Annotated in this window: 17 protein-coding genes; 11 read left to right on the forward strand and 6 right to left on the reverse strand. The window is 72.9% G+C overall.

Features of this window, described 5'->3' with window-relative positions:
• Positions 1 to 227 precede the first annotated feature (227 nt).
• The 5 genes from POL72_RS10565 to POL72_RS10585 all read left to right on the forward strand — a co-directional run bounded on the left by POL72_RS10565 (position 228) and on the right by POL72_RS10585 (position 5,591).
• Positions 228 to 1,343, forward strand: coding sequence for a phosphotransferase (locus POL72_RS10565; RefSeq protein ID WP_272094950.1), 1,116 nt, complete (start codon positions 228 to 230; stop codon positions 1,341 to 1,343).
• Complete coding sequence (locus tag POL72_RS10570) at positions 1,340 to 1,870, forward strand: adenylyl-sulfate kinase (RefSeq protein ID WP_272094951.1); 531 nt, start codon at positions 1,340 to 1,342, stop codon at positions 1,868 to 1,870. Before POL72_RS10565 ends, POL72_RS10570 begins: the two co-directional genes overlap by 4 nt.
• Positions 1,867 to 3,486 carry a protoglobin domain-containing protein gene (locus POL72_RS10575; RefSeq protein ID WP_272094953.1) on the forward strand — a complete coding sequence of 540 codons (1,620 nt, stop codon included), beginning with the start codon at positions 1,867 to 1,869 and terminating at the stop codon, positions 3,484 to 3,486. Before POL72_RS10570 ends, POL72_RS10575 begins: the two co-directional genes overlap by 4 nt.
• 74 nt (positions 3,487 to 3,560) lie before the next feature.
• Positions 3,561 to 3,992 (forward strand): response regulator, encoded by a 432-nt coding sequence (locus POL72_RS10580; protein ID WP_272094955.1) that lies wholly within the window; start codon positions 3,561 to 3,563, stop codon positions 3,990 to 3,992.
• 204 nt (positions 3,993 to 4,196) lie between these two features.
• A complete protein-coding gene (locus POL72_RS10585; RefSeq protein WP_272094956.1) occupies positions 4,197 to 5,591 on the forward strand; it encodes a sigma-54-dependent transcriptional regulator in 1,395 nt (464 codons plus the stop codon).
• Between the two features lie 160 nt (positions 5,592 to 5,751).
• On the opposite strand, the gene POL72_RS10590 is transcribed toward POL72_RS10585, so the two are convergent.
• From POL72_RS10590 to POL72_RS10600, 3 genes are all read right to left on the reverse strand, one after another.
• Positions 5,752 to 6,870 (reverse strand): branched-chain amino acid aminotransferase, encoded by a 1,119-nt coding sequence (locus tag POL72_RS10590; protein WP_272094958.1) that lies wholly within the window; start codon positions 6,868 to 6,870, stop codon positions 5,752 to 5,754.
• Between the two features lie 165 nt (positions 6,871 to 7,035).
• Positions 7,036 to 7,689 carry an MBL fold metallo-hydrolase gene (locus POL72_RS10595; RefSeq protein ID WP_272094960.1) on the reverse strand — a complete coding sequence of 218 codons (654 nt, stop codon included), beginning with the start codon at positions 7,687 to 7,689 and terminating at the stop codon, positions 7,036 to 7,038.
• Between the two features lie 168 nt (positions 7,690 to 7,857).
• Entirely contained in the window at positions 7,858 to 9,147 is a 1,290-nt protein-coding gene (locus POL72_RS10600) for an NHL repeat-containing protein (RefSeq protein WP_272094961.1), read from the reverse strand.
• A gap of 828 nt (positions 9,148 to 9,975) precedes the next feature.
• Here POL72_RS10600 and POL72_RS10605 point away from each other — a divergent pair.
• Positions 9,976 to 11,064: a serine/threonine-protein kinase gene (locus POL72_RS10605; RefSeq protein ID WP_272094962.1), complete on the forward strand. Its 1,089-nt coding sequence runs from the start codon at positions 9,976 to 9,978 to the stop codon at positions 11,062 to 11,064.
• Positions 11,065 to 11,143: 79 nt separating this feature from the next.
• Here the strand turns inward: POL72_RS10605 and POL72_RS10610 are convergent, their stop codons facing one another.
• On the reverse strand, positions 11,144 to 13,021 hold the full coding sequence (locus tag POL72_RS10610; protein ID WP_272094963.1) for an amidohydrolase family protein: 1,878 nt from the start codon (positions 13,019 to 13,021) through the stop codon (positions 11,144 to 11,146).
• 1,084 nt (positions 13,022 to 14,105) lie between these two features.
• Here POL72_RS10610 and POL72_RS10615 point away from each other — a divergent pair.
• The 5 genes from POL72_RS10615 (at position 14,106) to POL72_RS10635 (ending at position 20,970) form a co-directional block, all read left to right on the forward strand.
• Positions 14,106 to 16,253: a TOMM precursor leader peptide-binding protein gene (locus tag POL72_RS10615; RefSeq protein ID WP_272094964.1), complete on the forward strand. Its 2,148-nt coding sequence runs from the start codon at positions 14,106 to 14,108 to the stop codon at positions 16,251 to 16,253.
• 11 nt (positions 16,254 to 16,264) lie between these two features.
• The gene (locus tag POL72_RS10620; RefSeq protein WP_272094965.1) at positions 16,265 to 17,038 is read left to right on the forward strand and encodes a SagB/ThcOx family dehydrogenase; all 774 of its coding nucleotides are present in this window, start codon (positions 16,265 to 16,267) and stop codon (positions 17,036 to 17,038) included.
• A 31-nt stretch (positions 17,039 to 17,069) separates the two neighbouring features.
• Positions 17,070 to 18,107 carry a TOMM precursor leader peptide-binding protein gene (locus tag POL72_RS10625; RefSeq protein ID WP_272094966.1) on the forward strand — a complete coding sequence of 346 codons (1,038 nt, stop codon included), beginning with the start codon at positions 17,070 to 17,072 and terminating at the stop codon, positions 18,105 to 18,107.
• A 192-nt stretch (positions 18,108 to 18,299) separates the two neighbouring features.
• The gene (locus POL72_RS10630; RefSeq protein WP_272094968.1) at positions 18,300 to 19,952 is read left to right on the forward strand and encodes a protein kinase domain-containing protein; all 1,653 of its coding nucleotides are present in this window, start codon (positions 18,300 to 18,302) and stop codon (positions 19,950 to 19,952) included.
• Positions 19,930 to 20,970: a tetratricopeptide repeat protein gene (locus POL72_RS10635; RefSeq protein WP_272094970.1), complete on the forward strand. Its 1,041-nt coding sequence runs from the start codon at positions 19,930 to 19,932 to the stop codon at positions 20,968 to 20,970. The genes POL72_RS10630 and POL72_RS10635 overlap by 23 nt, the downstream gene beginning before the upstream one ends.
• 123 nt (positions 20,971 to 21,093) lie before the next feature.
• On the opposite strand, the gene POL72_RS10640 is transcribed toward POL72_RS10635, so the two are convergent.
• Both POL72_RS10640 and POL72_RS10645 read right to left on the reverse strand, forming a co-directional pair.
• On the reverse strand, positions 21,094 to 22,560 hold the full coding sequence (locus POL72_RS10640) for an OmpA family protein (RefSeq protein WP_272094971.1): 1,467 nt from the start codon (positions 22,558 to 22,560) through the stop codon (positions 21,094 to 21,096).
• 20 nt (positions 22,561 to 22,580) lie between these two features.
• Positions 22,581 to 23,849, reverse strand: coding sequence for an MYXO-CTERM sorting domain-containing protein (locus tag POL72_RS10645; protein ID WP_272094972.1), 1,269 nt, complete (start codon positions 23,847 to 23,849; stop codon positions 22,581 to 22,583).
• Between the last annotated feature and the right edge of the window lie 353 nt (positions 23,850 to 24,202).

Raw genomic sequence — 24,202 nt, forward strand, 5'->3', positions numbered from 1 at the left:
CGCGCGACGTCGCGCGGCCCCGCGCACGCCTCGCGCGGCGGCGCAGGTCCTGCGAGCGCCCGGCCGGTCCCGGTGCCGTGCCCGCGCTCATCAGCCCGCCGCAGGCCCCGCGAGCTCCAGGATCCGACCGCTCCCCGAGGTGCTGCCGGAGCAGGCTCGTCAGCTATGCGGTCTGCTTCTTGCTGCGCGCAGGGGCACGCGAGCACGTCGCCACATCCGAGGAGACCATGAGCGCCCCGTCGGTCCTGCCTGAATCCGATCCCGCACGCCCGGTCCGCCAGCTCATCGATGCAGCGTGTCCCGAGGCGCGCGTCGAGGAGATCACCCCCCTCGGACCCGACGACCGCTCGGGCCACGACCAGACCGAGAAGGCCGCCGGCTACGGCGTACCCCGCCGGATCACGGTGGTGAGGCCCGATGGCTCCCGGCAGAAGCTGGTCCTGCACACGTCGACCGCGGACGCGTTCGGCCACGACAGGCGCGCGGATCGCGCGGCGGAGGCGCTGCTCGCCTTCGACACCTTCGGATCGATCCCGGCGCATGTCGAGGTCGTGGACGTCGGCTCGCTGACGCGCGACGGTCGCTTCCTGTCCCTGCGGGATGCGGGCGAGTTCTATCTCCTGACCACGTACGCGGAGGGAGACGTCTACGCCGCGGATCTGCGCCGGATCGCGAAGGAGCGGCGCGCGGGCCCCGAGGATCTCGCGCGCTGCGAGGCGCTCGCCAGGTACCTCATCGCCCTCCACGGCGCGAAGGGCGCGCAGCCAGGCAGCTACCGCCGCGCGGTGCGCGATCTGGTGGGCCACGGTGAAGGCATCTTCGGCATCATCGACGGCTATCCGGACGACGTGCCCGGCGCGCCGCCCGAGCGGCTCCAGGCGATCGAGCGGCGCTGCGTGGCGTGGCGATGGAAGCTCCGCGGCCGAGATCAGCGGCTGGCCCGCACGCACGGCGATTTCCACCCGTTCAACATCGTGTTCGACGAGGCGTCGCGGCTCACGCTGCTCGACACGAGCCGCGGGTCCCAGGGCGATCCCGCGGACGACGTCACCTGCCTCGCCCTCAATTACGTCTTCTTCGCGCTGGACGCGCCCGGCGCGTGGGAGGGCGGCCTCCGCGCGCTGTGGCGGCGGCTCTGGGAGGTCTACCTCGGCTGGAGCGGCGCCGCGGGGCTGCTCGACGTGGCGGCGCCGTTCCTCGCGTGGCGCGCGCTCGTGCTGGCCAACCCCGGGTGGTACCCCGCGGTCACGGCGCGGGCGAGGGACACGCTGCTCTCCTTCGTGGAGCGCGCCCTCGACGCCCCGCGCTTCGATCCGGACGACGCCGAGAGGCTCTTCGCGTGAGCGGCGGGGTCGTCTGGATCACGGGGCTCCCGTCGTCGGGCAAATCCACGCTGGCCGCGCGGGCGCACCGGGCGCTGCTCGGCGAGGGCCGCGCGAGCTGCGTCCTCGACGGGGACGAGGTGCGCGACGCCCTGGTCCCGCGGCCCGGCTACGACCCGCGCGCTCGCGACGATTTCTACGAGACGCTCGCGCGCCTCGCGGCGCTGCTCGCGCGCCAGGGGTTGATCGTGATCGTGGCGGCGACGGCGCACCGCCGCGCCTACCGGGAGCGCGCCCGCGCGCTCGCGCCGCGGCTCATCGAGGTCTACGTGGACGTCGCGGCGGCGACCTGCAGGGAGCGCGACCCGAAGGGGCTCTACCACGCGGCCGGCGCCGGGGAGCTCGGCGCGCTCCCGGGCGCGGGCGTCGACTACGAGGCGCCGCTCGCGCCGGAGCTCGTCGCGCGCGGCGGCGAGGACGAGGCGGCGCTCGCGGCGCTGATCGAGCGCGCGCGATCCTGGTCCGCCTCGGCGGGAGCGGGGCCGTGATAGACACGGTCGCCGTGCCCGCGCAGGAGACGCTCTTCGACGAGATCAAGCGGTACGTCCGCTTCAGCGAGCAGGACGAGCGCTGGCTCGCCGCGCTCCGCGCGCACGCGGAGCCGCACTTCCCCCGCATCGCCGACGAGTTCTACGATCGCATCCGCGAGCACGAGGGCGCGCACGACGTCTTCACCGGCGAGGACCAGGTGGAGCGGCTCAAGCGATCGCTCGTCCGCTGGATGACGCGCATCTGCACGGGGCCCTACGACGGCGCGTACTTCGACGAGAGCGCGAAGATCGGGCGGATCCACGTCCGGGTGGGCCTCCCCCAGCGGTACATGTTCACGGCGATGACGCTCATCCGGCTCGCGTTCGACGAGATCGCCGAGAGCGCGCTCGGCGCGGAGGTGATCCCGGTCAGGGCGGCGGTGAGCAAGGTGCTCGATCTCGAGCTCGCCATCATGCTCGAGACGTACCGCGACGACTTCCTCGCGCGCGCGCAGCGCGCCGAGCGCCTGGACCGCGAGGAGGTCGGCCGCACGCTCGCGCGCACGGAGCACCGGTACAAGAGCGCGGTCGAGCTGGCCCGCGTCCTCGTGGTGGGCCTCGACGCGCACGCGATCGTGCGGCTCTTCAACCGGGAAGCCGAACGGATCACGGGGCTCGGGCGCGAGGACATCCTCGGGATGCCGTTCGCCGAGGCGCTCCTCCCCGAGGAGATCCGCGCGGATCACGGCGCGCTCGTGGAGGACGTCGCCGCGGGCCGCCGCGCCAGCGTCGATCTGCTGGAGAGCATCGTCCGCACGCGCGCCGGCAAGATCCGCGAGGTGCGCTGGCAGCTCGCGTACGCCCCTTCCGCGGCCGACGACGAGGTGGTGCTGTTCGCGATCGGGCAGGACACGACCGACGAGAACGCGCTCGCCGCGCGCGTGCGCCAGAGCGAGAAGCTCGCCGCCGTGGGGACCCTCGCGGCCGGCCTCGCGCACGAGATCAGGAACCCGCTGAACGGCGCGCAGCTCCACGTGACCTTCCTCGAGCGGGGGCTCGCGCGCGCCGGCCTGAAAGATCCGGACACGCAGGAGGCGATCCATGTCGTCCGCGACGAGATCCGCCGCCTGTCCGCGCTCGTCAGCGAGTTCCTGGACTTCGCCCGGCCGCAGCCGCTGTACCTCCGGCCGACGCCCGTCGTCCCGCTCTGCGAGCGGGCGGCGCGCGTCGCGGCATCGTCGGACGGCGCCGGCGCGCAGGCCGTCGTGAAGGTGGATCTGCCCTCGACCGACGTCGTGCTCGACCTCGATCCCGCGAAGATCGAGCAGGTCCTGCTGAACCTGCTCCGCAACGCGATCGAGGCGGCGGACGCGGCCGGAGGCGGCACGGTCACCCTCCGCGCGCGGCGGCAGCCGCGCCACGCCGTCCTCGAGGTGGAGGACGACGGCCCCGGGATCGCGAGCCCGGACGCGCCGATCTTCGATCCGTTCTTCTCGACGAAGCCGAACGGCACCGGGCTCGGGCTGGCGATCGCCCACCGCATCGTCACCGATCACGAGGGGACCATCGAGTTCCAGAGCCGCCCGGGGAAGACGCTGTTCCGCGTGACGCTGCCGCTGCGCCGCTCCGGCTGACCTCCGCCGCTCTGCTCGGCGCGCGCGGCCCGCCGCCCTCACGGGCTGGCACGCAACTTGGTAGAGATCCGGGCGTGGAACCGCGCAACACCGAACAGCCGCTGATCCTGCTCGTGGACGACGACGCTCGGAGCGCTCGCCTCCTCGAGCGTCTGCTCGAAGAGGACGGCTTCCGGGTGGAGCTGGCCACCGACGGCGCGCTCGCCATCGCGCGGCTGGCCCGCCATCCGATCCCGGACATCCTGGTGACCGATTTCCGGATGCCCCACGCCGACGGCATCGCGGTCGCGCGCTACGCGAGGTCGCTCCGGCCGGCGCTCCCGCTGTTCTTGCTCACCGGGTATCCTGAGCTCGTGGCGCGGCTCGGGCGGGGGCTCGATCCCGCGGCGGTGGTGCACACCAAGCCGGTCGACTACATGGCCCTGAGCGCCGAGCTCCGCGCCAGCGTCGACGCGGCGCTGACCGGCTCCGCGCAGCCGAGCTCCCCCTCCCCTTCCCCGGCCTGAACAGGGGGGCGCGCCCGACGCTGCGAACGGCTTGCGTCCGCGTGCAACGGCTGCGGCCCGGGCCCGTGTACAGTGCTCGCGGCGCGCGTCGCCCCGCCCGCGGCGCGGCCCCTCCCGCCGGCGTCCTCGGGACGCGCGCGGCCGCGCCGCGGCCGAACGAGGGTCGCGGCGCCTCGCGGACACAGTATCTTCGGAAGGAACGATATGAACGCTGAGAAGAAGCAGAGCTCGAGGGTGCTCGTCGTGGACGACGAGGCGAGCGCGCGCTCGGGGCTGGAGAAGCTCTTGCGCCAGGAGGGTTATACCGTCGACGCGGCGGCGGACGGCGTCGAGGCGGTCGAGGTCGCGGCGGAGCGGCCGCCGGACGTCGTCATCACGGATCTGAAGATGCCGAGGATGGATGGGGTGGCGCTGCTCGGGAAGCTGCGCGAGCAGGATCCGGCGCTGCCGGTGATCGTCGTCACCGCGTTCGGGGACGTGACCTCGGCGGTGCTGGCGATGCGGGCGGGGGCCGAGGATTACCTGACGAAGCCGGTCGACTTCGACGCGCTCCTCCTCACGCTGGAGCGCGCCCTCGAGCGGAGCGCGCTCCGGGTCGAGGCGGAGAACCTCCGACGGCAGCTGCGAGAGCGCCAGGGCGAGGGCGTGGAGGGGCTCATCGGGACGAGCCCGGCGATGCAGAAGGTCTACCGGATGGCCCGGCAGGTGGCGGGCGCGCGGGCGACGGTGCTCATCACCGGCGAGAGCGGCACGGGCAAGGGCGAGCTCGCGCGCGCGATCCACGCGAAGGGCCCGCGCGCCAAGGGGCCCTTCGTGACCCTGCACTGCGCGGCGCTCGCGGAGTCCCTGCTCGAGAGCGAGCTGTTCGGCCACGAGCGCGGCGCGTTCACCGGCGCCGACAAGCGGCGCATCGGGCGCTTCGAGCAGGCGCACGGCGGGACGCTCTTCCTCGACGAGGTCGGCGAGATCGCCCCCTCGACGCAGGTGAAGCTGCTCCGCGTCCTCCAGGAGAGGACGTTCGAGCGCGTCGGCGGGAACGACTCCGTGACGGTCGACGTGCGGCTCATCGCGGCCACGAACCGCGATCTCGCGGCCGCGGTGCAGGAGGGCCGCTTCCGGGAGGACCTCTACTACCGGCTCAACGTCGTCCACATCGACATGCCGCCGCTGCGCATCCGCGACACCGACGTGCTGCTCCTGGCGAATCACTTCCTGCGCCGGTTCGCGTCGGAGAACCACCGCAAGATCGAGGGGTTCACCGACGAGGCCCGGGCGAAGCTCATCGCGCACCGGTGGCCGGGGAACGTGCGGGAGCTAGAGAACGCGATCGAGCGGGCGGTCGTCCTGTGCGATGACGCGCGCATCGACGCGGAGCACCTCCCCATCGACGCGGCGCCCGTCGCCAAGGGGGCCCTGCGGATCCCGGGCGCCACCATGGCTGAGATAGAGCGTTATGCCATCCTGTCGACGCTCGAGGCGACGAACGGCTCGACGACGCGCGCGGCCGAGCTCCTGGACATCAGCATACGCACCATCCAGTACCGCCTGCACGAATACGGCCTGACGGCGAAGTCCAAGCGCCCCCCGGCGGCGGAGTAGAGCGGCCTCCGCCCAGCTCTGCACCATGCAGAGCAGAGCGGACGGTCACCCGCACAGGAGACGGGCCCAGATCGGCGTTTTCGGCGCGCAAGCGCACTCCGGTGCGCTGAGCACCGAAAACGCCGAGGTGGGCCCGTATCCGAAGCGGGTGACCGTCCGCTCAGACCACGTCGTGCATCCAGCCGTGGCGATCGGGGGCGAGGCCGTGCTGGATGTCGAGCAGCGCGTCGCGGAAGCGCGCCGCCACGGGGCCCGTCTCGTTGTCGTGGATGGAGAAGGTCCCCTCGCGGGACTTCACGGCGCCGATGGGCGTGATGACCGCGGCGGTGCCGCACGCGAACGCCTCGGTCATGCGGCCCTCGCGCACCGCCGCGCGCCACTCGTCGAAGGTGACCCTGCGCTCCTCCGCGGCATAACCGAAATCCCGGGCGAGCTGGATGATGCTGTCGCGGGTGATGCCCGGCAGGAGCGTGCCTGTCAGCTCGGGGGTCACGATCACGGGGCGCCCCCGCTCCTCGTAGACGAAGAAGATGTTCATTCCCCCCATCTCCTCGACGACGCTGCGCTGGACGGCATCGAGCCAGACCACCTGCGCGCAGCCCTCGGCCGCGGCGTTCATCTGCGCGAGCAGGCTCGCGGCGTAGTTGCCCGCAAACTTGGCTGCGCCCGTGCCGCCCGGCGCTGCCCGGACGAAATCCTCCGAGATCCACACCGTCACCGGCTTCACGCCCTGAGGGAAATACGCGCCTGCAGGCGACGCGATCACCAGGAAATCGTAGTCGCGCGACGCCCTCACCCCGAGCGCCACCTCGGTGGCGAACATCAGCGGTCGGACATACAGGCTCTCGCCGACCGGCGAGGGGACCCATGCGCGATCCTGGCGGATCAGGGCGTCGACCGCGCCGACGAACAGGTCCACCGGCATCTCCGGCATCGCCAGCCGGCGGGCAGAGCTATTGAAGCGGCGCGCGTTCGCCTCCGGCCGGAACGTCTTGATGCGCCCGTCCGGCTGCCGATAGGCCTTGAAGCCCTCGAAGATCGCCTGACCGTAATGCAGCACCATCGCCGCGGGATCGAGCGTGATCGGCGCGTACGGCCTGAGCTGCCCGCGGAGCCAGCCCCTGTCCGCCGCGTACGGGATCACGACCATGTGCTCCGTGAACACGCGCCCGAAGCCAGGGTTCTGCATGCGCTGCGCGCGCTCCGCGTCGCCGAGGGGATGCGGCGTGGCTAGGATCTCGAGATCGACCTTCGTGGCAGGCGCGCTTTCAGTGCTCATCGTGCTCGACTTCCGCGGCGGACAGCGGTCGACCCGGCTCGGGTGGGCCGATGCGCGTCATCGTCGCGCGGCATTTTTCGAAAGAATTCTGGCGGGATGCAAGCACTTTCTCGCGAGAAAGCACCACGGCGACGCGCATAAGCGGGCGCGCGAGCGGGCGGCGCGTCACGACCGCAAAAAGGGATTTCTGTCGCGCTCCTCGCCGATCGTGGTGGAGGGGCCGTGTCCGGTGACGACCCGGGTCGATGGATCGAGCGTGAGCAGCTTGCCCCGGATGGATGAGACGATCGCCCGCGAGTCGCCTCCCCACAGATCGGTCCGGCCGATGCTGCGCCGGAACAGGGTGTCCCCCGTGAACGCGACGGCGCCCGTCTCCGCGATCACGAGGAACGAGACGCTGCCCGGCGTGTGCCCCGGCGTGTGGAGCACGTGCAGATCGAGCCCGCCCGCCTTCACGACCGCGCCGTCGTTCAGGTCGCCGTCGACCTCGCACCGCTCCGGCAGCGCAATGCCGAGCATCGCCGCCTGGACGGGGAGCATGTCGTAGAGGAAGCGATCGGCCTCGTGGATGCGGGCCGCGGCGCCGGACCAGCGCTGGAGTGGCGCCGTGGCGCCCACGTGATCGATATGGGTGTGCGTGTGCACGATGGCCGCGACCTTCGCCCCGGCCTGCTCGACGCGCGCGCGGATCTTGTCGAAATCGCCCCCGGGGTCGATGACCACGGCGCCCTTGCTCACAGGGTCGACGAGGATCGAGCAGTTGCACCCCAGCGGACCTACGGAGAACGTCTCGAGCAGCACAGGGCGAGCTTGTAGCACGCTGCGCCCCGACCTCCACGCGCGACATCGTCGGCGAAGGCGGCGCCGAGAGCCCCGATCGACCACCGCCCGGAGCGCGCGGCGTCGCGGCGCGGATGGACGCGCCGAGAGCTCGCATCCTCGGGACCTCGGATGCTCGATCCCGCGCGCGCTGGCCGCCCGCGGCCGCTACTTCGGGGCGCTCACGATGGTGCCGTTCGTGCCGAGTCCGTTGGTCCAGTAGACGCGGGTCGCGTCGAGAGCGATGCCATAGGGCGACGGCTCCCCGGCCGCCAGGGCCCCGATGATGCCGTTCGGCAGCATCCTCATGACGTTCGGTGACGTGGGATCTGCCCAGTAAACGCCCGTCGCGTCGGCGGCGATGCCCCTCGGGTTCCCCTGCCCGCGCGCGATCACCGTGGGCTCTCCGCCGGTCTTGGCCACGCGCATCACGTTGCCGGTCCTGCTGGTCGTCCAGTAGACGTACGTCGCGTCGACGGCGATCTCGCGCACCTGGCCTTGATCGGCCGCCAGCGTGGTGAACGGGCCTTGGCCCGTGGAGTCCTTGGGAGCGGACATCACCATGCCGCGCTCGTCGCGCACGGTCCAGTAGACGCGCGTCTCGTCGACCGCGAGGGCGTGGGTCGTCCCGCCCCCGTCCGAGATGACGGTGAACGGCCCGTTGCCGTTCGAGTCCTTCGGCGCGCGGACCACGGAGCCGCCGCCCTCGCGGTTCGTCCAGTAAACGAACTCCTCGTCGATCGCCACGCCGAACGGCGCGGCCTGCCCTGCGGCGATCGCCACCGGCGCCTCCTCGCCGCCGACCCGCGCCCTCATCACCCGGCCGTCGTTCTCGCCGGCCACGCCTTGGTTGGCCCAGAAGACGTGGGTGGCGTCGGCCTTGATATCGGCCGGCTGGACCTGCCCGGTAGCGATGTTGATCGCGACAGCTTCGCCCTGCGTCCACTGCCTGACCACGCCCTGCTCCCCGTTGGTCCAGAACACGACGCCGTTCGCGACAGCGAGGTACAGCGGATCCTGCTGGCCCGAGATGTGGATCGAGGTGCGGATGCACGCACCGTCGCGGCAGGTGCCATCGCACTCGACGGGGCAGGTGCCGCAATGGAGGGCGTCGTTGGTCACGTTGACCTCACAGCTGTTCTCGGCATCCGCGTCGCAATCGACGTAAACGTCCCCGCAGACCGGCGGCTCGTCGACGATGGGCCCCACGCCCCCGCTACCGCCGCTCCCCGCGGTCGCTCCTCCCACGCCCGGCTCGCCCCCGGTGCCCTGGCCGCCCACGCCCGCCGCGCCCCCATCGCCCGGCGCGCCGCCCTCGCCTCCTCCCGCGGAAGCCGTGCTCCCTGGACCGGACCCACCGGAAGCGAAGAGGTTCGACGCCTCAGGCGTGGAGCAAGCTGCTACGGCGAGTCCGGAAACGAGCCCGAGGAGAACGGTGCGACGCATTGTGCTGTGCATGGAAACCTCCACCCATATAGGCTACACGAGCCTGTCGAAAAAACGCATCTGTGAACTTGATGTGTTTTCAAACCTAATTCGTCCGCGCACGACCGGGCACGCCTCGTGCGGATCCGGAGGAGGATGACGGCGATGCGGCGGGCGAAGGCGCTCGTGGCAGGACAGCAGGCTCGACCCCGGCGCTCGTTCGGCCGCCCCGCGGGCGCGCGCGGCTGGAGCTCCGGCGATGTCGCTGGATCTACCGACAAGTGGTCGCGCTCCGCCGTCGACGGGCGAGCGCCGCCCGGCGCGCAACGGGCTCTCGCCACGTCCGGGGCGCGCGCGACTCCGCATCTCGTGCGGCCGGCGCTCGCCCATCGCGCGGCCGCGCGGCCGTGAGGCACAGGTGATGAGCCGTCTCCGCGCGCCCCGGCCGGAGACACGATGAGGCCGCGCCATCAGAGCAGGAGACGGCGCAGCCAGGCGACTCACGATCACGGCGCAGCGGTGGAATCTCGAGAGAGCGCGCGGCCGCGGCGGCGAGCGCGATCTCCCGAGGGCCCCTCGGGAGGCCTGGCTCACGCGTGCTCCGTGAGCTCCAGCTTCAGCGCCGCCCGCCCGCTCCCGAGCGCGCATCGTCCCCGCGCCCAACCGGGAAGATGGCGCTGGGCGCGGAGGGGCGCTACCCTCCGGACGCCGCGTGTGTGAGCATACGATGTCATCCAGGGTGGATCCGCTGTTCCGCCGCGTGGCGCGAGGTCACGGGGGAGCGCGCGGCGCGGCTGTGCGTGCCCTGCGCTGCGGCCTCTTCGACGCCGCGCGCGGGGCTCGGCCTGGAGGCGCGGCCGCATGAGCGAGTCCGTGTTCATCGCGGGAGGCCAGGCGAGCTCCGCGGCGCGAGAGCGCGCGATGACGCTCGTCGGGCGCACGCTCGTCCACCGCTATCGCCTCGAGGAGCTCGTCGCGATGGGCGGCATCGCCGCCGTCTTCAGGGCAAAGAAGCTCGCGACCGGCGAGGACGTGGCCGTCAAGGTGCTCCACCCGGACGCCGAGGAGCTGCCGGAGCTCATCGAGCGCTTCGAGCGGGAGGCGCTCGCCGGTCGCCACATCTTCCACCCGAACGTCGCGGCGGTCTACGAGATCAACCAGCTCGAAGACGGCGCGTGGTTCATGGTGATGGAGTTCATCCGCGGCACCACGCTGCGGAAGCTCATCGACCAGGGCCCCGTCCGGCCGGCGCGCGCGGCGAACATCGCGCGCCAGCTCGCGAGCGCGCTCAACGCGGCGCACGACTTCGGGATCGTGCACAGGGACGTGAAGCCGCTCAACGTCATGGTCCTCGACGGGCCGGAGGAGCGCGTCCTGCTCATCGACTTTGGCCTCGCCAAGGTGCCGATCGAGCAGTTCTCCATCACCGACGACGGCTCGCGCCGCTCGCTCACGAACGCCGGGGTGCTGCTCGGCACGGTGGCGTACATGGCGCCCGAGGCGGCGCTCGGCATGCGCTCCGTCGACCGGCGGGCCGACCTCTACGCGCTCGGGGTCATCCTCTACGAGATGCTCGCGGGCAAGCACCCCTTCACGGCGGTCGAGCCGTCGGCGCTGTTCGCGCAGCACCGGTCGGCCGTGCCGCCGCCGATCGCCGAGCGCTCCCCGGGCGTCGTCGTCCCGCCCGCGCTGGAGGCGGTCGTGATGCGCCTGCTCGCCAAGGATCCGGACGACCGCTTCCCCCACGCGCGCGCCGTGCTCGTGGCGCTCGACGCCGCCCTCCAGAAGATGAGCGCGCCGGACAGCGGCATCGCCATCGCCGCCCCGGCCAGCCTCCGGGCCGCGGCCAGCTTCATCGAGCGGCGGACCTCGCGGGCCGTGATCGCCGGCGCGGGCATCCTGTTCTTCGCGATCGGGAGCGTGATCGCCTGGCTGCTCGCGTCGCGCTGAGCGCGCGCGGCGTCGTCGTCGCGCGCCCGGCATCGTCGCGCGCGTCCGGCGTCGTCGCGCGACCGGCGTCATCGCGCGCTCAGCGGCGCCCGGCCTGCTCGCAGGTTCCCACGGAGAGCCCTGCGAGCGCGGTGTGATCGACGCACCGCTCGCCGCCCGGGCACGGCGCGCCGCGCTCGCCGCGCGGATCGCAGAGCGCTCTGCAGGTGTTCGAGGGGTCGCAGACGCTGCCGGGCGCGCACGCAAACGACGCGTCGCACGGCTGCCCGTCCGAGCCCGCGCCCGCGTTCCAGCACGACGTCGAGCCGTTGCCCCAGAACACGCAGGCAGCGCCGTTGGCGCAATCCTGCGCGAAGAGATCGCAGCCGTCGCCGTCGATGCAGGCCCCCCCCGTGAACGAGCCGCTGTCGAGGAAGCACGCGCTCCCGGGCGCGCAGTCCGAGGCGGCGCGGCAGGTCGCGGCGCAGACCTGGGCCGGGTTGCACGACTGCGCCGGCGCGCACTCCGACGCGGCGAGGCACGCCTCGCCGGGGCCGGCGCCCGTCCTGGGCTCCCGCGCGAGGCTGGTCTTGCGCGGCAACGCGAGCGCCTCGCGATCGAGGAGGACGCCCGACTTGTAGACGCGCGACACGCGCTCGAGCGCGCGGACGTCGGCGAGCGGATCGCCGTCGACCACGAGCACGTCCGCGAGCGCCCCTCGCTCGATGCGCCCGAGATCGGGCCGCCCGAGCACGTCCGCGGCGCGGCGCGTGGCGGCGGCGAGCGCCTCGAGCGGCGGCATCCCGACCTCGACGAGGAGCGCGACCTCGCGGCGCAGGCTCAGCCCGTGAAAGACGCCCGGGTTGCCGGCGTCGGTGCCGGCGGCGATGGTGACGCCGGCCTGGTAGCAGGTGACGAGGTTCGCGATCGCATGGTCGCGCCGCCGCTCCACGAGCTCCAGGAAATGCGCCGTCCTGAGCTCCGCGAGCAAGGAGGGATCGCGCAGGGCCGCGATCACGCCGATCGGCACGTCGTCGACGAGGGCGGGGTCGTCGAGCTCGGTCAGCGCTCCGTGGGCCGTGCGGTACAGGCCATCCGCCACCGCGAGCGTGGGGACGACGACGGCCCCGGCAGCGGCCATCCTCCGCGCGAGCTCCGGTGAGATTCGGTCCTCGTCCGGGATGTGCGCGAAGAGCGTCACGCCGCCGTCGAGCGCGGCCTCGACGTCCGCGGCCGCCGTCGCGTGGGCGATCACCCGGACGTGCGCGGCCGCGGCGGCCGCCTGGATCGCCGCCACGGACGGGCGCGTCAGGCGCGGGAGCTGCATCGATCCGCCCGCCTCGATCACGATCTTGATGAAATCGGGCGCCCTCGGGAGGAGCGCCTCGAAGGCCCCATCGACGTCGGCGGGCGAGTCGATGAAGACGCAGTAGTCGCCGGGCGGGCTGCCCTGATAGCAGGGATGCCCTCCGGTCGGCGTGAGCAGCGGCCCGGCGGCGAAGAGCTGCGGCGCGAGGATGTCGCCGGCGTCGATGCGCGCTCGCTGCTCGAAGATGACGTGCTGGGATGAGCCGAGGTCGAGGTACGAGGTCACGCCCGCGCGGAGCATCGCCTTCGTGTGGTCCTCGAGGTGGAGGTCGGCGTCGGAGTACGCATAGGGCCCGGCGACGCTCAGCGAGTGGACGTGGAGATCGATGAGCCCTGGGAGGACCGTCTTGCCGGCGACGTCAACGACCTCACCGCCCCCGGCCTCGACGCCGGGCTCTGCGTCGCCGAAGGCGACCTGCTTCACCCTGTCGCCCTCGATCACGACCGTCGCCCTGGCCGCGCGCGTGCCGTCGAACACCATGCCTCCCCTCAGCACGGTGCAGCCCGCACACCCCACGTCGGACGCGCTGGGCGTCGAGGGGCGCTCCGCGACGCCGCAGCCTGCGAGCCAGTGTGACGCGGCGACGACAGACAAAGCGAGGCGACCCATCGCCGATCCGAGCGAAGTACGACGCATGACACTCCGTTGTTGATGGGCGCCTCTGGCACCCGAGGAGAGGCGGACCGGGTACCGGAGGCAGCGACGAAAAGCAATCGAATGAGGTGGAGTGCACTGAGCAGTGCGCGCGCCCGCAGCGTGCCGCGTTATCCAGGATCGTTCGCGCCGACGAGGGCGGCGCGAGCGAGGCGCTCCGTCCCCGACGCTGCTCTCGGCTCTCCGGCCCGAGCGGGAGACCGCACCGGATCGCAAGCGAGCTTGACAAATAGGCCTATCTCGGAGGGACCGATGTCCGAGCCCACGGAGGGAGCGCAGGGTTGAACTCTCGATGTTGTTCCGGCCTTCTCTGCTGCTCCGGCGGCGATCCGGGCCACCCGGGAGAGCCGCCGGTGTGGGGCGAGCGAGAGAGAGGAGCCCGCGGACAACCCCCTTTGGCGGCGGCATCTCTCGCGCTGTCCACGGATCGGGGCGCCCCTGGAATGATAGGGAGTTCAACCGAACTTCCGTCGCCCGGCGACGAGCCACCGTATTGACGAAGACCCTTTGCGTGCCTCACCTACTCGTGGGAGGCTCTGCGATGAGTGATCCGAAAAACGAAACCAATTCTCCGAAAGATCTGGACGTGACGGTGAAGGAGCTGCGCAACGCCATCAACGATTTGTCGGCCAGGCTGGACGACATGGCAATAGCGACTCCGGCCAGCTACAACTGCGGCTGCGGCGGCTGCGGCCACTGCGGCGGCTGCGGCTGCGGCGGATGCCGGTGCGGCTGCGGTGGATGCCGGTGCGGCGGGTGCAGGTGCGGCCACTGTAGCTAGCCCTGAGGCCGCCCGGGCCCAGCGATAGAGCTCTGGAGGGGGACGAGGAGCGCGAAGTTCGAGAAAGGCACCTTCCCGTCTTCCCCGGCTCACCACGACCGCACGACGTCGCGCGGTCGTGGTGAGCTTTCGAGTTTCTTCTCTCCTTCGCTTGTCGGGGCGCGACTCCCCGAGCAACAGAGTTGAACCTCTTTACCGAAGGTGCAGGGCGGCCGCTCGTCGAGGCGCCGCCGCGCTGCGCTTTCCTGGAGATCTCGCGTGGCTACTCAACTGCCCAGCTCAGCGACCACCGCTCCCTCGCTCGACGGGACCGTCCCGCCTGCGCCGGCCGAGGTGCGCGAGAAGCTCTCGCGATCGCGCGTCCTCGTGGTCGGGCTCGAACCGTGGGGCGCCATCGCGGCCACCGAGCTCGCGTGTCTGGGCGTAGGCGCGCTCCACGTCCTCGACGACAGGGAGGTCACGGCCGACGATCTCGGCCCCTTCGCGGAGGCGGATCTCGGGAAGGATCGCGCGCGCTCGCTCTCCACGGCGCTGTCGCGGCTCGCCCCCGGCTGCGCGGTCACGCCCGGGACGCTGCTCGCCGCCGCGGATCGCCCGATCGTCCAGGAGGACACCGGCTGGGACCTGATCCTCGCCTGCGTCCCTGGCGATGATCTCCTCGTCCTTCAGGGCGTCGCCCGCTTCGCTCACGCGGCGTCCGTCCCGTCGCTCAGCGCGCACCTCGAGGGGCTCGACGCGGTGATCGGACCGGCCGTCGTTCCGGGCGAGACCGCGTGCTGGGACTGCTGCCGCCTGCGGAGGCTCGCGATGAGCAACCAGCGAGAGGCGGATCACGCGCTCCACGCGTCGCTCCTCGCCGCGCGCCCGGAGCGCCGCGCGCGCACCTACCTCGCGCCGATGCCGGCGTTCCTGGGCCACGCCGTCGCGCTCGCGGCCCTCGATCTGCTGATGAACCGCGCCGCGTCGCGGCTCGCGGGCCGCTTCATGGTCCAGGGCCTGGTCGACCCGGAGGCGTCGCTCCACGCTTTCCTGCAGATGCCCTGGTGCGCGGTCTGCGGCGGCGCCGCCGAGGCCCTCCGCACCGGGAGCGCGCGTCGGGGCGGGGGCGCGCACCTGCGCGACGCACCCGACCCCGCGGCGCTCCGGCGGATGCTCGCCGGCGTCGTCGACGCGCGGGCGGGCATCGTCCACCGCCTCACGCTGGACGCGGCGAGCCCGGCGCTCGCCCCCGAGGCGTGCGTCACGGCCACGGCACTCCTCGGCGACTACACCGACGGCTCGCCGCACGCCCACCGCTCGCGCGAGCCGCAGGCCGGCATCGGAAAGGGCGTCACAGCCGTCGAGGCCCTGATCGGAGCGACCGGCGAGGCGGTCGAGCGCTACTCTGCCGAGCTCGTCGACCGAAAGCAGCTCCTTCGCTCCTCGGTCGCCGGAATGAAGGGCGACTTCATCGCACCGGAGCAGCTCTGTCTCTATAGCGAGGAGCAGTATGCAAAGCCCGGATTCCCGTACACGCGGGTCGATCCGGCCGCGCCCATCGACTGGGCCCTCGGGCGCTGGATGGACACGGGCGCGCCCGTGTTTGTGCCGGCGCTCCCGACCTACTACGGCTACTGCGGAGGACACGACGCGCACTTCTGCCAGGTGACCTCGAACGGGCTCGCGGCGGGCGCGACGCTCGAGGGCGCGGCGATGGGGGCCGCGCTCGAGCTCATCGAGCGCGACGCCTTCATGATCTCGTGGCTCGCTCGCCGGCCCGGGCGGCGGATCTTGCCCGATGACTCGCTCGACCCCGAGCTGCACGAGATCGCCCGGCAGATCGAGGAGCACGGCGCCCGGATCGAGCTGTATCTGCTCGACGCGGGCGTCTCGGTCCCCGTGGTGATGTGCGTCGGTTACGGCGACGGCAAGCGGTGGCCCGGCGCGGTGGTCTCGATCTCCGCCCACCTGAGCCCCCTCACCGCGATCCGGAAAGCCATCCTCGAGCAGGGCCAGATAGGCAATTACGCCTTCCGCCTGATGACGGGCGAACACGTCGCCATCCCCGAGCGGCCGGAGGACGTGCTCACGCTCGAGGATCACGCGGTCTACTACCTCCCCCCGAGCCGCGCCGCGGCCTTCGCCTTCCTCCGCGAAGGAGGCACGGTGACCGCCGCCGAGCTCGAGGAGCCCGAGGAGGTTTCGCTGCCCGAGCTCACCCGGCGTGTGCAGGCCGCGGGACTGCGCATCGCGATCGTGGACGTGACGTCGCCCGACCTCGCGGTGACCCCGTTCCGCGTCGCCCGGGCGCTCGGGCCCGCTTTCCAGCAGATCCATTTCGGCCACCAGCTCGCTCAGCTCGGTAATCCGCGTCTCCGTTCGATGACCCCCCACGGCATCAACCCTGACCCTCACCCGATGGCCTGAGAGAGGACACCATGGCAAGGAGCAAAGAGACGGACATTGCGCGGCTCTATCATCTCCAGTCCTCCCACGTGAGGTCGCGGCCGCTGGAGCCGCCGTTCGACGGGGATCTCCAGCCGCTCAACTTCCGCACCTACGTCGGCTCGGCGCGCACGCCGCTGCCCGGGCGCGATTTCGCGATCGACGCCCCGCTCGGCGCGGTGCTGGAGCAGCGGCGGTCGCAGCGCGAGTTCGCCCTCAGGCCGATGTCCATCGAGGCGCTCGGGCGGCTCCTCCACGCGAGCTACGGCGTCCGTGGCACGCGGAATGTCGAAGGGGCGTGGACCTGCGATCGCCCCGCGCCCTCGGCCGGCGGCCGGTATCCGCTCGAGATCTACGTCGCGACGCAGGCCGTCGAGGGGGTCCCGGACGGCCTGCACCACTACGACCCCCGTGCGCACGAGCTCGAGCTCCGCCGGGAAGGCCTCGCGCACCCCACGCTCGTGGATCTCACGGCGGGTCAGGACATGATCCTGAACACCAATGTCGTGGTCATCATCACGGCAGTGCCGTTCCGCACGATGTGGAAATACGGCCAGCGCGGATATCGCTTCCTGTGGCTGGACGCCGGGCACCTGGGCCAGAACCTCTATCTCGTCGCGACGGCCATGGGCCTCGGCCCGGTGGCGATCGGCGGATTTTACGACGAGGAGCTCAAGGCCTTCCTGGCGCTCCCGGCCGAGGAAGACACGATGTACATCGTCTGCGTCGGTCAGCCCGCGCCGGCCGGGGGCCGGAAGGGGCCTTAGCGTGCCTGAACCAGAAGCGTCGGAGAGCACCATGCCCAGCATTCGACTCAGCCGCTCGGCCAGCATCACGCCCACCGACGTGGGCGTCATCCTCCGCTCCGATCTCGGCGCCTTCCAGCTCACCGGCCTGGACGTGAGCGCGTTCGTCGAGCGGATGGTGCCGCTGCTCGACGGGTCGCGCGACCGGGAGGCGCTCGTCGAGGCGCTCGCGGACTACTCGCGGCAGAGCGTGACGGCGTTCCTCGACCTGCTCGAGGCGCGCGGGCTGGTCGAGCCGGCGGCCGCAGAGGCGCCGTCCGGCGACGGGGAGCGCCTCCGCGGGCAGCGCGAGTTCCTCCGCAAGTGGTCGTCGGCCCCGGAGCAGGCTGCGCAGCGGATCGCGAGCGCGCGCGTGCTCGTGGTGGGCCTCGAGCCCTGGGGGGCCTCGGCCGCCATGGCGCTCGCGGGGGCGGGCGTCTCCGCGCTCCGCCTGATCGACGGCGGCGCCGTCGGCCCGCGCGACGTCGCGGTGGTCCGCGCGCGGGGGGCGGCGGCGCTCGGCGCGCCCCGCCGCAGCGCCGTGGCCGCGCTGATCCGTCAGCACGCGCCGCTCTGCCGGGTGGACGAGAGCGCCTCCGGCGCGCTGGAGGGGGACGACCTCCTCTCGCCGGAGGGGCTCCCTCACCTCCTCGTCGCGGCGGTGCGCAGCGACGACGCGGAGCTCCTGGAGCGCGTCGCGCGGTTCGGCCATCGCGCAGGGATCGCCTCGCTCTTCTCGCACCTCGCGGGGACGACGGCCGTCCTCGGGCCCCTCGTCTTCCCGGGGAGGACGGCGTGCCGGGTCTGCGCGGCGACCGAGGCGCTCAACCCCTCGCCCGCGGCGCGCTCCCTGGCCGAGCCCGCGCCGCACGCCGGCACGATGGGTCAGCTGCTCGGCCACCTCGTGGCAATGGAGGCCCTCAAGGTGCTCTCGGCGTACACGCCCTCCAGGCTCGGGGGCAGGTTCCTGATCCAGGACCTCGCGACGCTCGAGACATCGCACCATACGCTCGTGAGGCTGCCCTGGTGCAAGGTCTGCGGCGAGGGATGACGCGGGGCCGGAGGTGCTCTAGCCTGCGGCCGTGAAGAGGCCTCCCCTTCCAGCCGCCTCCCGCGTGGACGACGCGCTCGCCGCCGGCGTGCCCCGGCAGCCAGACCGCCGGGCGGCCCGCGACCGGACGGACGTCTCGCGCGCGCGGTCGACGCGATCGACGCCGCGCGCCCATGGCCCGGGCCTCGCGCCATGATCGGTCGAACCCTCGACGACCGCTACACGATGATCCGGCTGCTCGGCCAGGGCGGGATGGGGGCCGTCTACGAGGCCCGGCACGCGGGCACCGGCCGCCGCGTCGCGGTGAAGGTCATCCTCGGCCAGGCCGCGGACGACGAGCTCGTCCGCCGCTTCCAGCGCGAGGCGCGCGCGGTCGGCGCGGTCGAGTCGGAGCACATCGCGCAGGTGTTCGACACCGGGCGCGACCGCGAGACCGGCGCGCCGTACATCGCGATGGAGTTCCTCGAGGGCGAGGACGTGCAGGCCCTCATCGAGCGGCTCGGCCCGCTCCCGGTCGATCTCGCGCTCCGCATCGGGCTGCAGGCGTCCCTCGGCCTCGAGCGCGCGCACGAGGCCGGCATCGTCCACCGCGACATCAAGCCGGCGAACCTGTTCCTCGCGAGGAAGCAGGGCGGCCAGCGCGTGATCAAGGTGCTCGACTTCGGCGTCGCCAAGGTGACGGACAACAGCCTCGGCAACGGCGGGATGACGAAGAGCGGCGCGCTCCTCGGCTCTCCCCTCTACATGTCGCCCGAGCAGGCGCGCGGCAGCGGCGCCATCGACGCGCGCTCGGACGTCTGGTCGCTCGGCATCAGCCTGTACCACGCCCTCTCGGGGCATCGGCCCAACGAGCACCTGACCGGCCTCGGAGAGCTCGTCCTGGCCATCTGCACGACCCCGGTGCGCTGGATCCAGGAGATCGCGCCCTGGGTGCCGCCGGAGGTCGCCCACGTGGTGCACCGGGCGCTGGTCATCGATCCGGCGGGCCGCACCGCGAGCGCCGGCGAGCTCGCGGCGACGCTGCGCGCGTTCCTGCCGGGCGGCGAGGCGATCGTCGAGGCGATGCTCGTGCCGCTCGACGCCGCCACGCGCGCCTCGCGCGCGTCGTTCGGCGCCATCTCGGCCCCCCCGCACGGGTCGAGCGCTCCGTTCGGCGCTGCGCTGACCCCGCCGCGCACGTCGAGCCCGTCGTTCGGCGCCGCCTTGACCCCGCCGCACGCGTCGAACCCGCCGTTCGGCGCCGCCTTGACGCCGCCGCGCGCGTCGGCCGCGCCATTCGACGCCGCCTTGACCCCGCCGCGCGCGTCGGCCGCGCCGCCCGACGCGGCGGGGCGCCCGTCGGGCGGGCAATCCGGACCGTATGCGCTGTCGGCCACGGCGCCCGCCACGAGCGTGCGGCTGTCGAACCGCCCCGAGCGTCCGGCGTCGCGCCCGCCCGTCGCCCTGATCGCCGGCGGCGTGCTGGCCGCTGCGCTCGCGGGCGGGGCGGGTGTCTACCTCGCGGTGCGCAGCGCGCCGCCGGCCACGCCCGCGCCCTCGGCCGAACCGGCGCCGCCTGCGCGCACCGAAGCCGAGCCGCCGCCCCCGTCCGCCGGCGTCGAGGCCAGGCCAACGCCGACGCCGACGCCGTCCGCCAGCGCCGAGCCGCCGCCCGCCGACGCGCCCGTGGATCCGCCGGCAGCGGCCTCGTCGACGCCCGCGGCGCTGCCCTCTGCTGCGGCGACCTCGCGCGCCGCCGCGTCGGCGACCGTCGTCGCTCGCCCGCCCACGCCGAGGCCGTCTGCGCCCAGGCCGCCGCCCACCAGGCCCCCGAGGAATGACGATGACGAGACATCGAGGAAATAGCCGCGTCACGTGGTGCGTCGCCGCGCTCCTGTCGCTCTCCGCGGGCGTCGTGCGCGCGGAGCCGTCGGCAGACCAGGCGGCCGCGGCGGAGGCGCTCTTCCGCGAGGGTCGCGATCTCGTCGCGCAGGGCAAGCTCGCCGAGGCGTGCCCCAAGTTCGCGGCGAGCCAGCGGCTGGACCCGGGCTACGGCACCCAGTGGAACCTGGCGGACTGCCTCGAGCGGGTCGGCCGCACCGCGAGCGCCTGGGCGGCGTTCCGCGAGGCGGCGGACATGGCGAGCCGGGCCGGCCAGGCGGACCGCGAGGCGAAGGCGACCCGCCGCGCGGCCGATCTGGAGAAGAAGCTCGAGCGCCTCGCCATCACGGTGACCACGCCGGCGGACGGGCTCGTCGTGAGGCGCAACGGCGCGGTCCTCGACGCCGGCGCGTGGGGCGCGCCGCTCCCTGTCGATCCGGGCAAGCACCGCGTCGAGGCGACCGCGCCCGGCAAGAAGCCGTTCTCGGTCGAGGCGCAGACCGCCGGCCCCGGTCAGGTCGTCACCGTGGAGGTCCCGCCCCTCGAGGACGACCCCGCGGCGACCGCAGCGGCCCCGCCGCCGCCCGGCGAAGCGCCCGGGTCGCCCGCTGCGCCGCTCCGGCCGGGCGCGGGCGGCGACGGAGATGGCGGGGCGGGCACCCGCCGCACCCTCTCCTTCGTGGCAGGCGGCGTCGGCGTCGCCGGCGTCGTGACCGGCTCGATCTTCGGGCTCCTCGCCAGCTCGCGGTGGAACCGGGCCCAGGACGAGCACTGCCGGACCGAGACGCTCTGCGACGCCCGCGGCGTGGCGCTGGTCGAAGACGCCAAGAGCGCCGCGAAGCTGTCCACCGCCGGCTTCATCGTCGGCGGGGTCGGGCTCGCGGCCGGCGTCGCGCTGTTCGTGACGTCGCTCGGCGACACGGAGCCCGCGGCGGCGCGGATCGTGGTCGCGCCTGCCGTCGGTACGACCGGCGGCGGGCTGGCGATCCACGGCCGCTTCTGACGCACAGCCCTGCGGCTGCCGCCACGGCGCGCCGCGGCGGCGGCCGGCCCCGCTGCAGGCCAGCCGCCGTGACCGCCACCGTGCCCGGGAGAGCGCGACGCGCCGCTCCCGGGCGAGCGCGCCTCACTCGTCGATCACGAACTCCACGCGGCGGTTCTTCGCCAGGCTCGCCGGATCGGTGCCCTCGGCCACCGGCCTGTCCGACCCGAAGCCCTCGGCCGTGAGCCGACCCGGGCTGACGCCCTTCCGGATCAGGTACTTCCGGACCGTCTCGGCCCGCTGCTCGCTCAGCTCCTGGTTCAGCTCGGGCGTGCCGGTCTCGTCGGTGTGCCCCTCCACCCGCAACCGCTCGATCTCGGGGTTCGCCTTCATGACGAGCGCCACCTGATCGAGCGTCCTGTACGACTCCGGCTCGAGCTCGGCCGAACCGGTCCGGAAGCGGATGGTGTCGCGTATCACGAACTCACCCTGCTCGTACGCGACCCGCGGCTCGCCCTTGTCGGGGCAGCCGTCGTCGTCCTCGACGCCGTTGATCGTCTCTTTCTCGTCCGGGCACTCGTCGTCCGCGTTCGGCACGCCGTCGTGATCGTCGTCGGCGTCCTCCTCGGGGCAGCCGTCGCTGTCGTAATCGCCGTCGCGATCCTCCGCGACGTCGGGGCACTGGTCGCGCTCGTCGTCGACGCCGTCGTGGTCCCTGTCGTGCGAGGTCGGCGTGTACTTCACGCCCGCGAACACGCGGAAGATCGGCACGCCGTAGCCGGCCAGCGCGCCGATCCCCGGGCCCGCGGTGATCTCCCACTCCTCGCTCGGGTTGATCTTCACGTAGCCGAGCGCCTCGAGCGGCGTCTCCTCCTCGTTCAGGTCGTCCGCGGCGATGCCGATGCCGCCGTTCGCCTCGGCGCCGATCTCGACCTTCCCGTCGATGCCGCCGAAGCGGTAGCCGAGCGCCGCGGCGTACGTCAGCTCGCTCGCCGCCTCGACGTTCGCGTACGTCGTCCCCTCGCGGATCGCGACGCCCGCGTTGACGCCGAACCGGAGGCCGGGCGCGAACCGGTGGTCGAGCACGATGCGCGGCCAGAACACGACGTTGCGCGCGCCGCCCGCGAAATCGCCGGTGTGCGTCGGGACGCGCAGCTCGGCCACGAGGCCGAGGCCGATGGAGTCGCGGTCGTCGAGCAGGCGCAGCTTCGGCACGAGCCGGATGTCGCCGAGGCCCGCGAACGACGGAGAGCCCTCGCCCGACTGCGCGAGGAAGAACGGGACGTCGAGGCCGAGCGCGAACGGCTCGGCGATCGTGACCGACGCCATGAGATCGGCGCCCAGACGGCCGCTCACGATCTGGCTCCGCACCTCGCCGTCGCCCGTCGCGACGATCAGCGGGTTGCGCGCGTAGTTCAGGAACAGCCCGAACTCCCATGGATCGCCGGGCTCGCGGACGCCGGAGCCCTCCGTGACGACGAAGGCGTCGTGGGTGACGGCCGGCTTGAAGCGCTCGACGTCGATGTCCGTGCTCTGCGCCGACGCGGGCGTCGCGGCGGCGAGGACCGCGCAGGCAGCGCAGGCGGTGGCGGCGAGGATCGGTGCGCGCATGGATCTCCTCTTCATCGGCTTCATCGGCCGGCTCCGGGCCCGCGGCGCGGGCGCCTCCGCAACCGGAGCGCGAGCCCGCCGGCGGCGAGCAGCGACAGGGCTCCCCCTCCGTACGGCGCGGGCCCCACCGCGCAGGCGCAGGCGCCGCCCTGGACCGCATCACCCGGCAGGAGATCCGGTTCGCCCGGACCGCCCGCGCCGCTCGACGCCGCGCCGTCGACGCAGCGCCCGGTCGGCGCGCAGCGCAGGTCCGCGCCGCACTCGGACGAGGCCGGCGAGCACGGGCCGCACTGCCCGCCGACGCACACGAGATCGCCGCACGCGGCGTTCGACGTGCAGGTGTCCCCGGGCGTGGGGACGCACCGGTGGTCCGGGGAGCAGTCCTCGTCCGCGTCGCAGTCGACATCGTCGACGCACGACACCGGCAGGATGCAGTCGCCGTCCACGCAGATGCCCCCGCCGGCGCAGTCCGCGTCGCGCGTGCAGCCGGAGGGCGGGACGATCACGTCGGGCACGCGGTCGCCGTCCGCGTCGCCGGCGACGCACGGGGCCGAGATGCCGATGTCGAGATCGCCCGGCCCGAGCGCCGCCGCGTCGTTCACCGACCGGAAGTACAGGTTCGCCTCGCACGACACGCCGACGCCCAGGAGGAGATCGAGCGCGATGGATGCCTGCGCGTACCCCCGCGTCGCGTCGTTGATCAGCAGGGGGTCGACGTCCGTCCCTGCCTCGGTCGCGATCTGCGCGTCCGTCACGTCGACGGGCTCGTACTGCCCCGACGCCCCCGAGAAGGACCAGACCCCCGCGCGCGTGCCGTCGCCCTTCACGCCCAGCACGATCTCGTAGCCGCCCGGCGACTCGTCGTTCGTGAACCGTTCATCGATCCCCGCCGTCGCGGCCGTGCCGCCGGTCCCTCGGTTCCTGTCGGTGTCGATGAACACGAAGAGCGTCGCCTCCCCGCTGATCGAGGCCGTCTCCGACACATACCCGCGCACCCAGAACCGCCCATCGGCGGCGACCGCGTACGCGGAGCGGAAGTCGATCGATCGCTCCGGCGTGTCGAAGGTCGCCTCGCCGTCGCCCGCGACGTCCTCCTTGCCGTAAGGCCACCGGGGCTCCCCGGTCCTGTCGATCGCGACGATCTCGTCGAGCACCGGCGTCGTCCGCCCGCCCGTCCACGTCTGAGCGGACGAGCTCCTCGGAACGAGCGCGACGCCGAGCGCCGCGCCTACAGCCAGCGGCGCGACCCACGAGCGCCCCCGCGCGCACCCATCTCTGTGTTGTGCCATGGCGGGGAGCATCCTCGCACAGGTCGCTGCAACCCTTACAAATGAAAGGCGATTCGCGCCCAGAGTGCGCAAGGGTGCGCGCCTGCAATACCATGCATCCACACAATCGTCCTACCCACGCGCACGGGATAAGCCCTCACCGTCGATACCCTGTCGACGCGCTCACCTTCCTTGACGATTGAGCCGCTGATCATCGCTCCTCCCCGCGTACACGAGCGAAGCGCGGAGAGCACGGTGGAGGGCGATCGCGCGCGCAGGAGGCGCGGTCTCCACGCGCGGCGGCCCGGAGCGCCGAGCGACCGTGACGCGGGCGACCGAGCGCCCCTTCTTTTCATCACCGAGCGGTTCGCCGC

Origin of the sequence: Sorangium aterium, assembly GCF_028368935.1 — a bacterium.
GTDB lineage: Bacteria > Myxococcota_A > Polyangia > Polyangiales > Polyangiaceae > Sorangium > Sorangium atrum.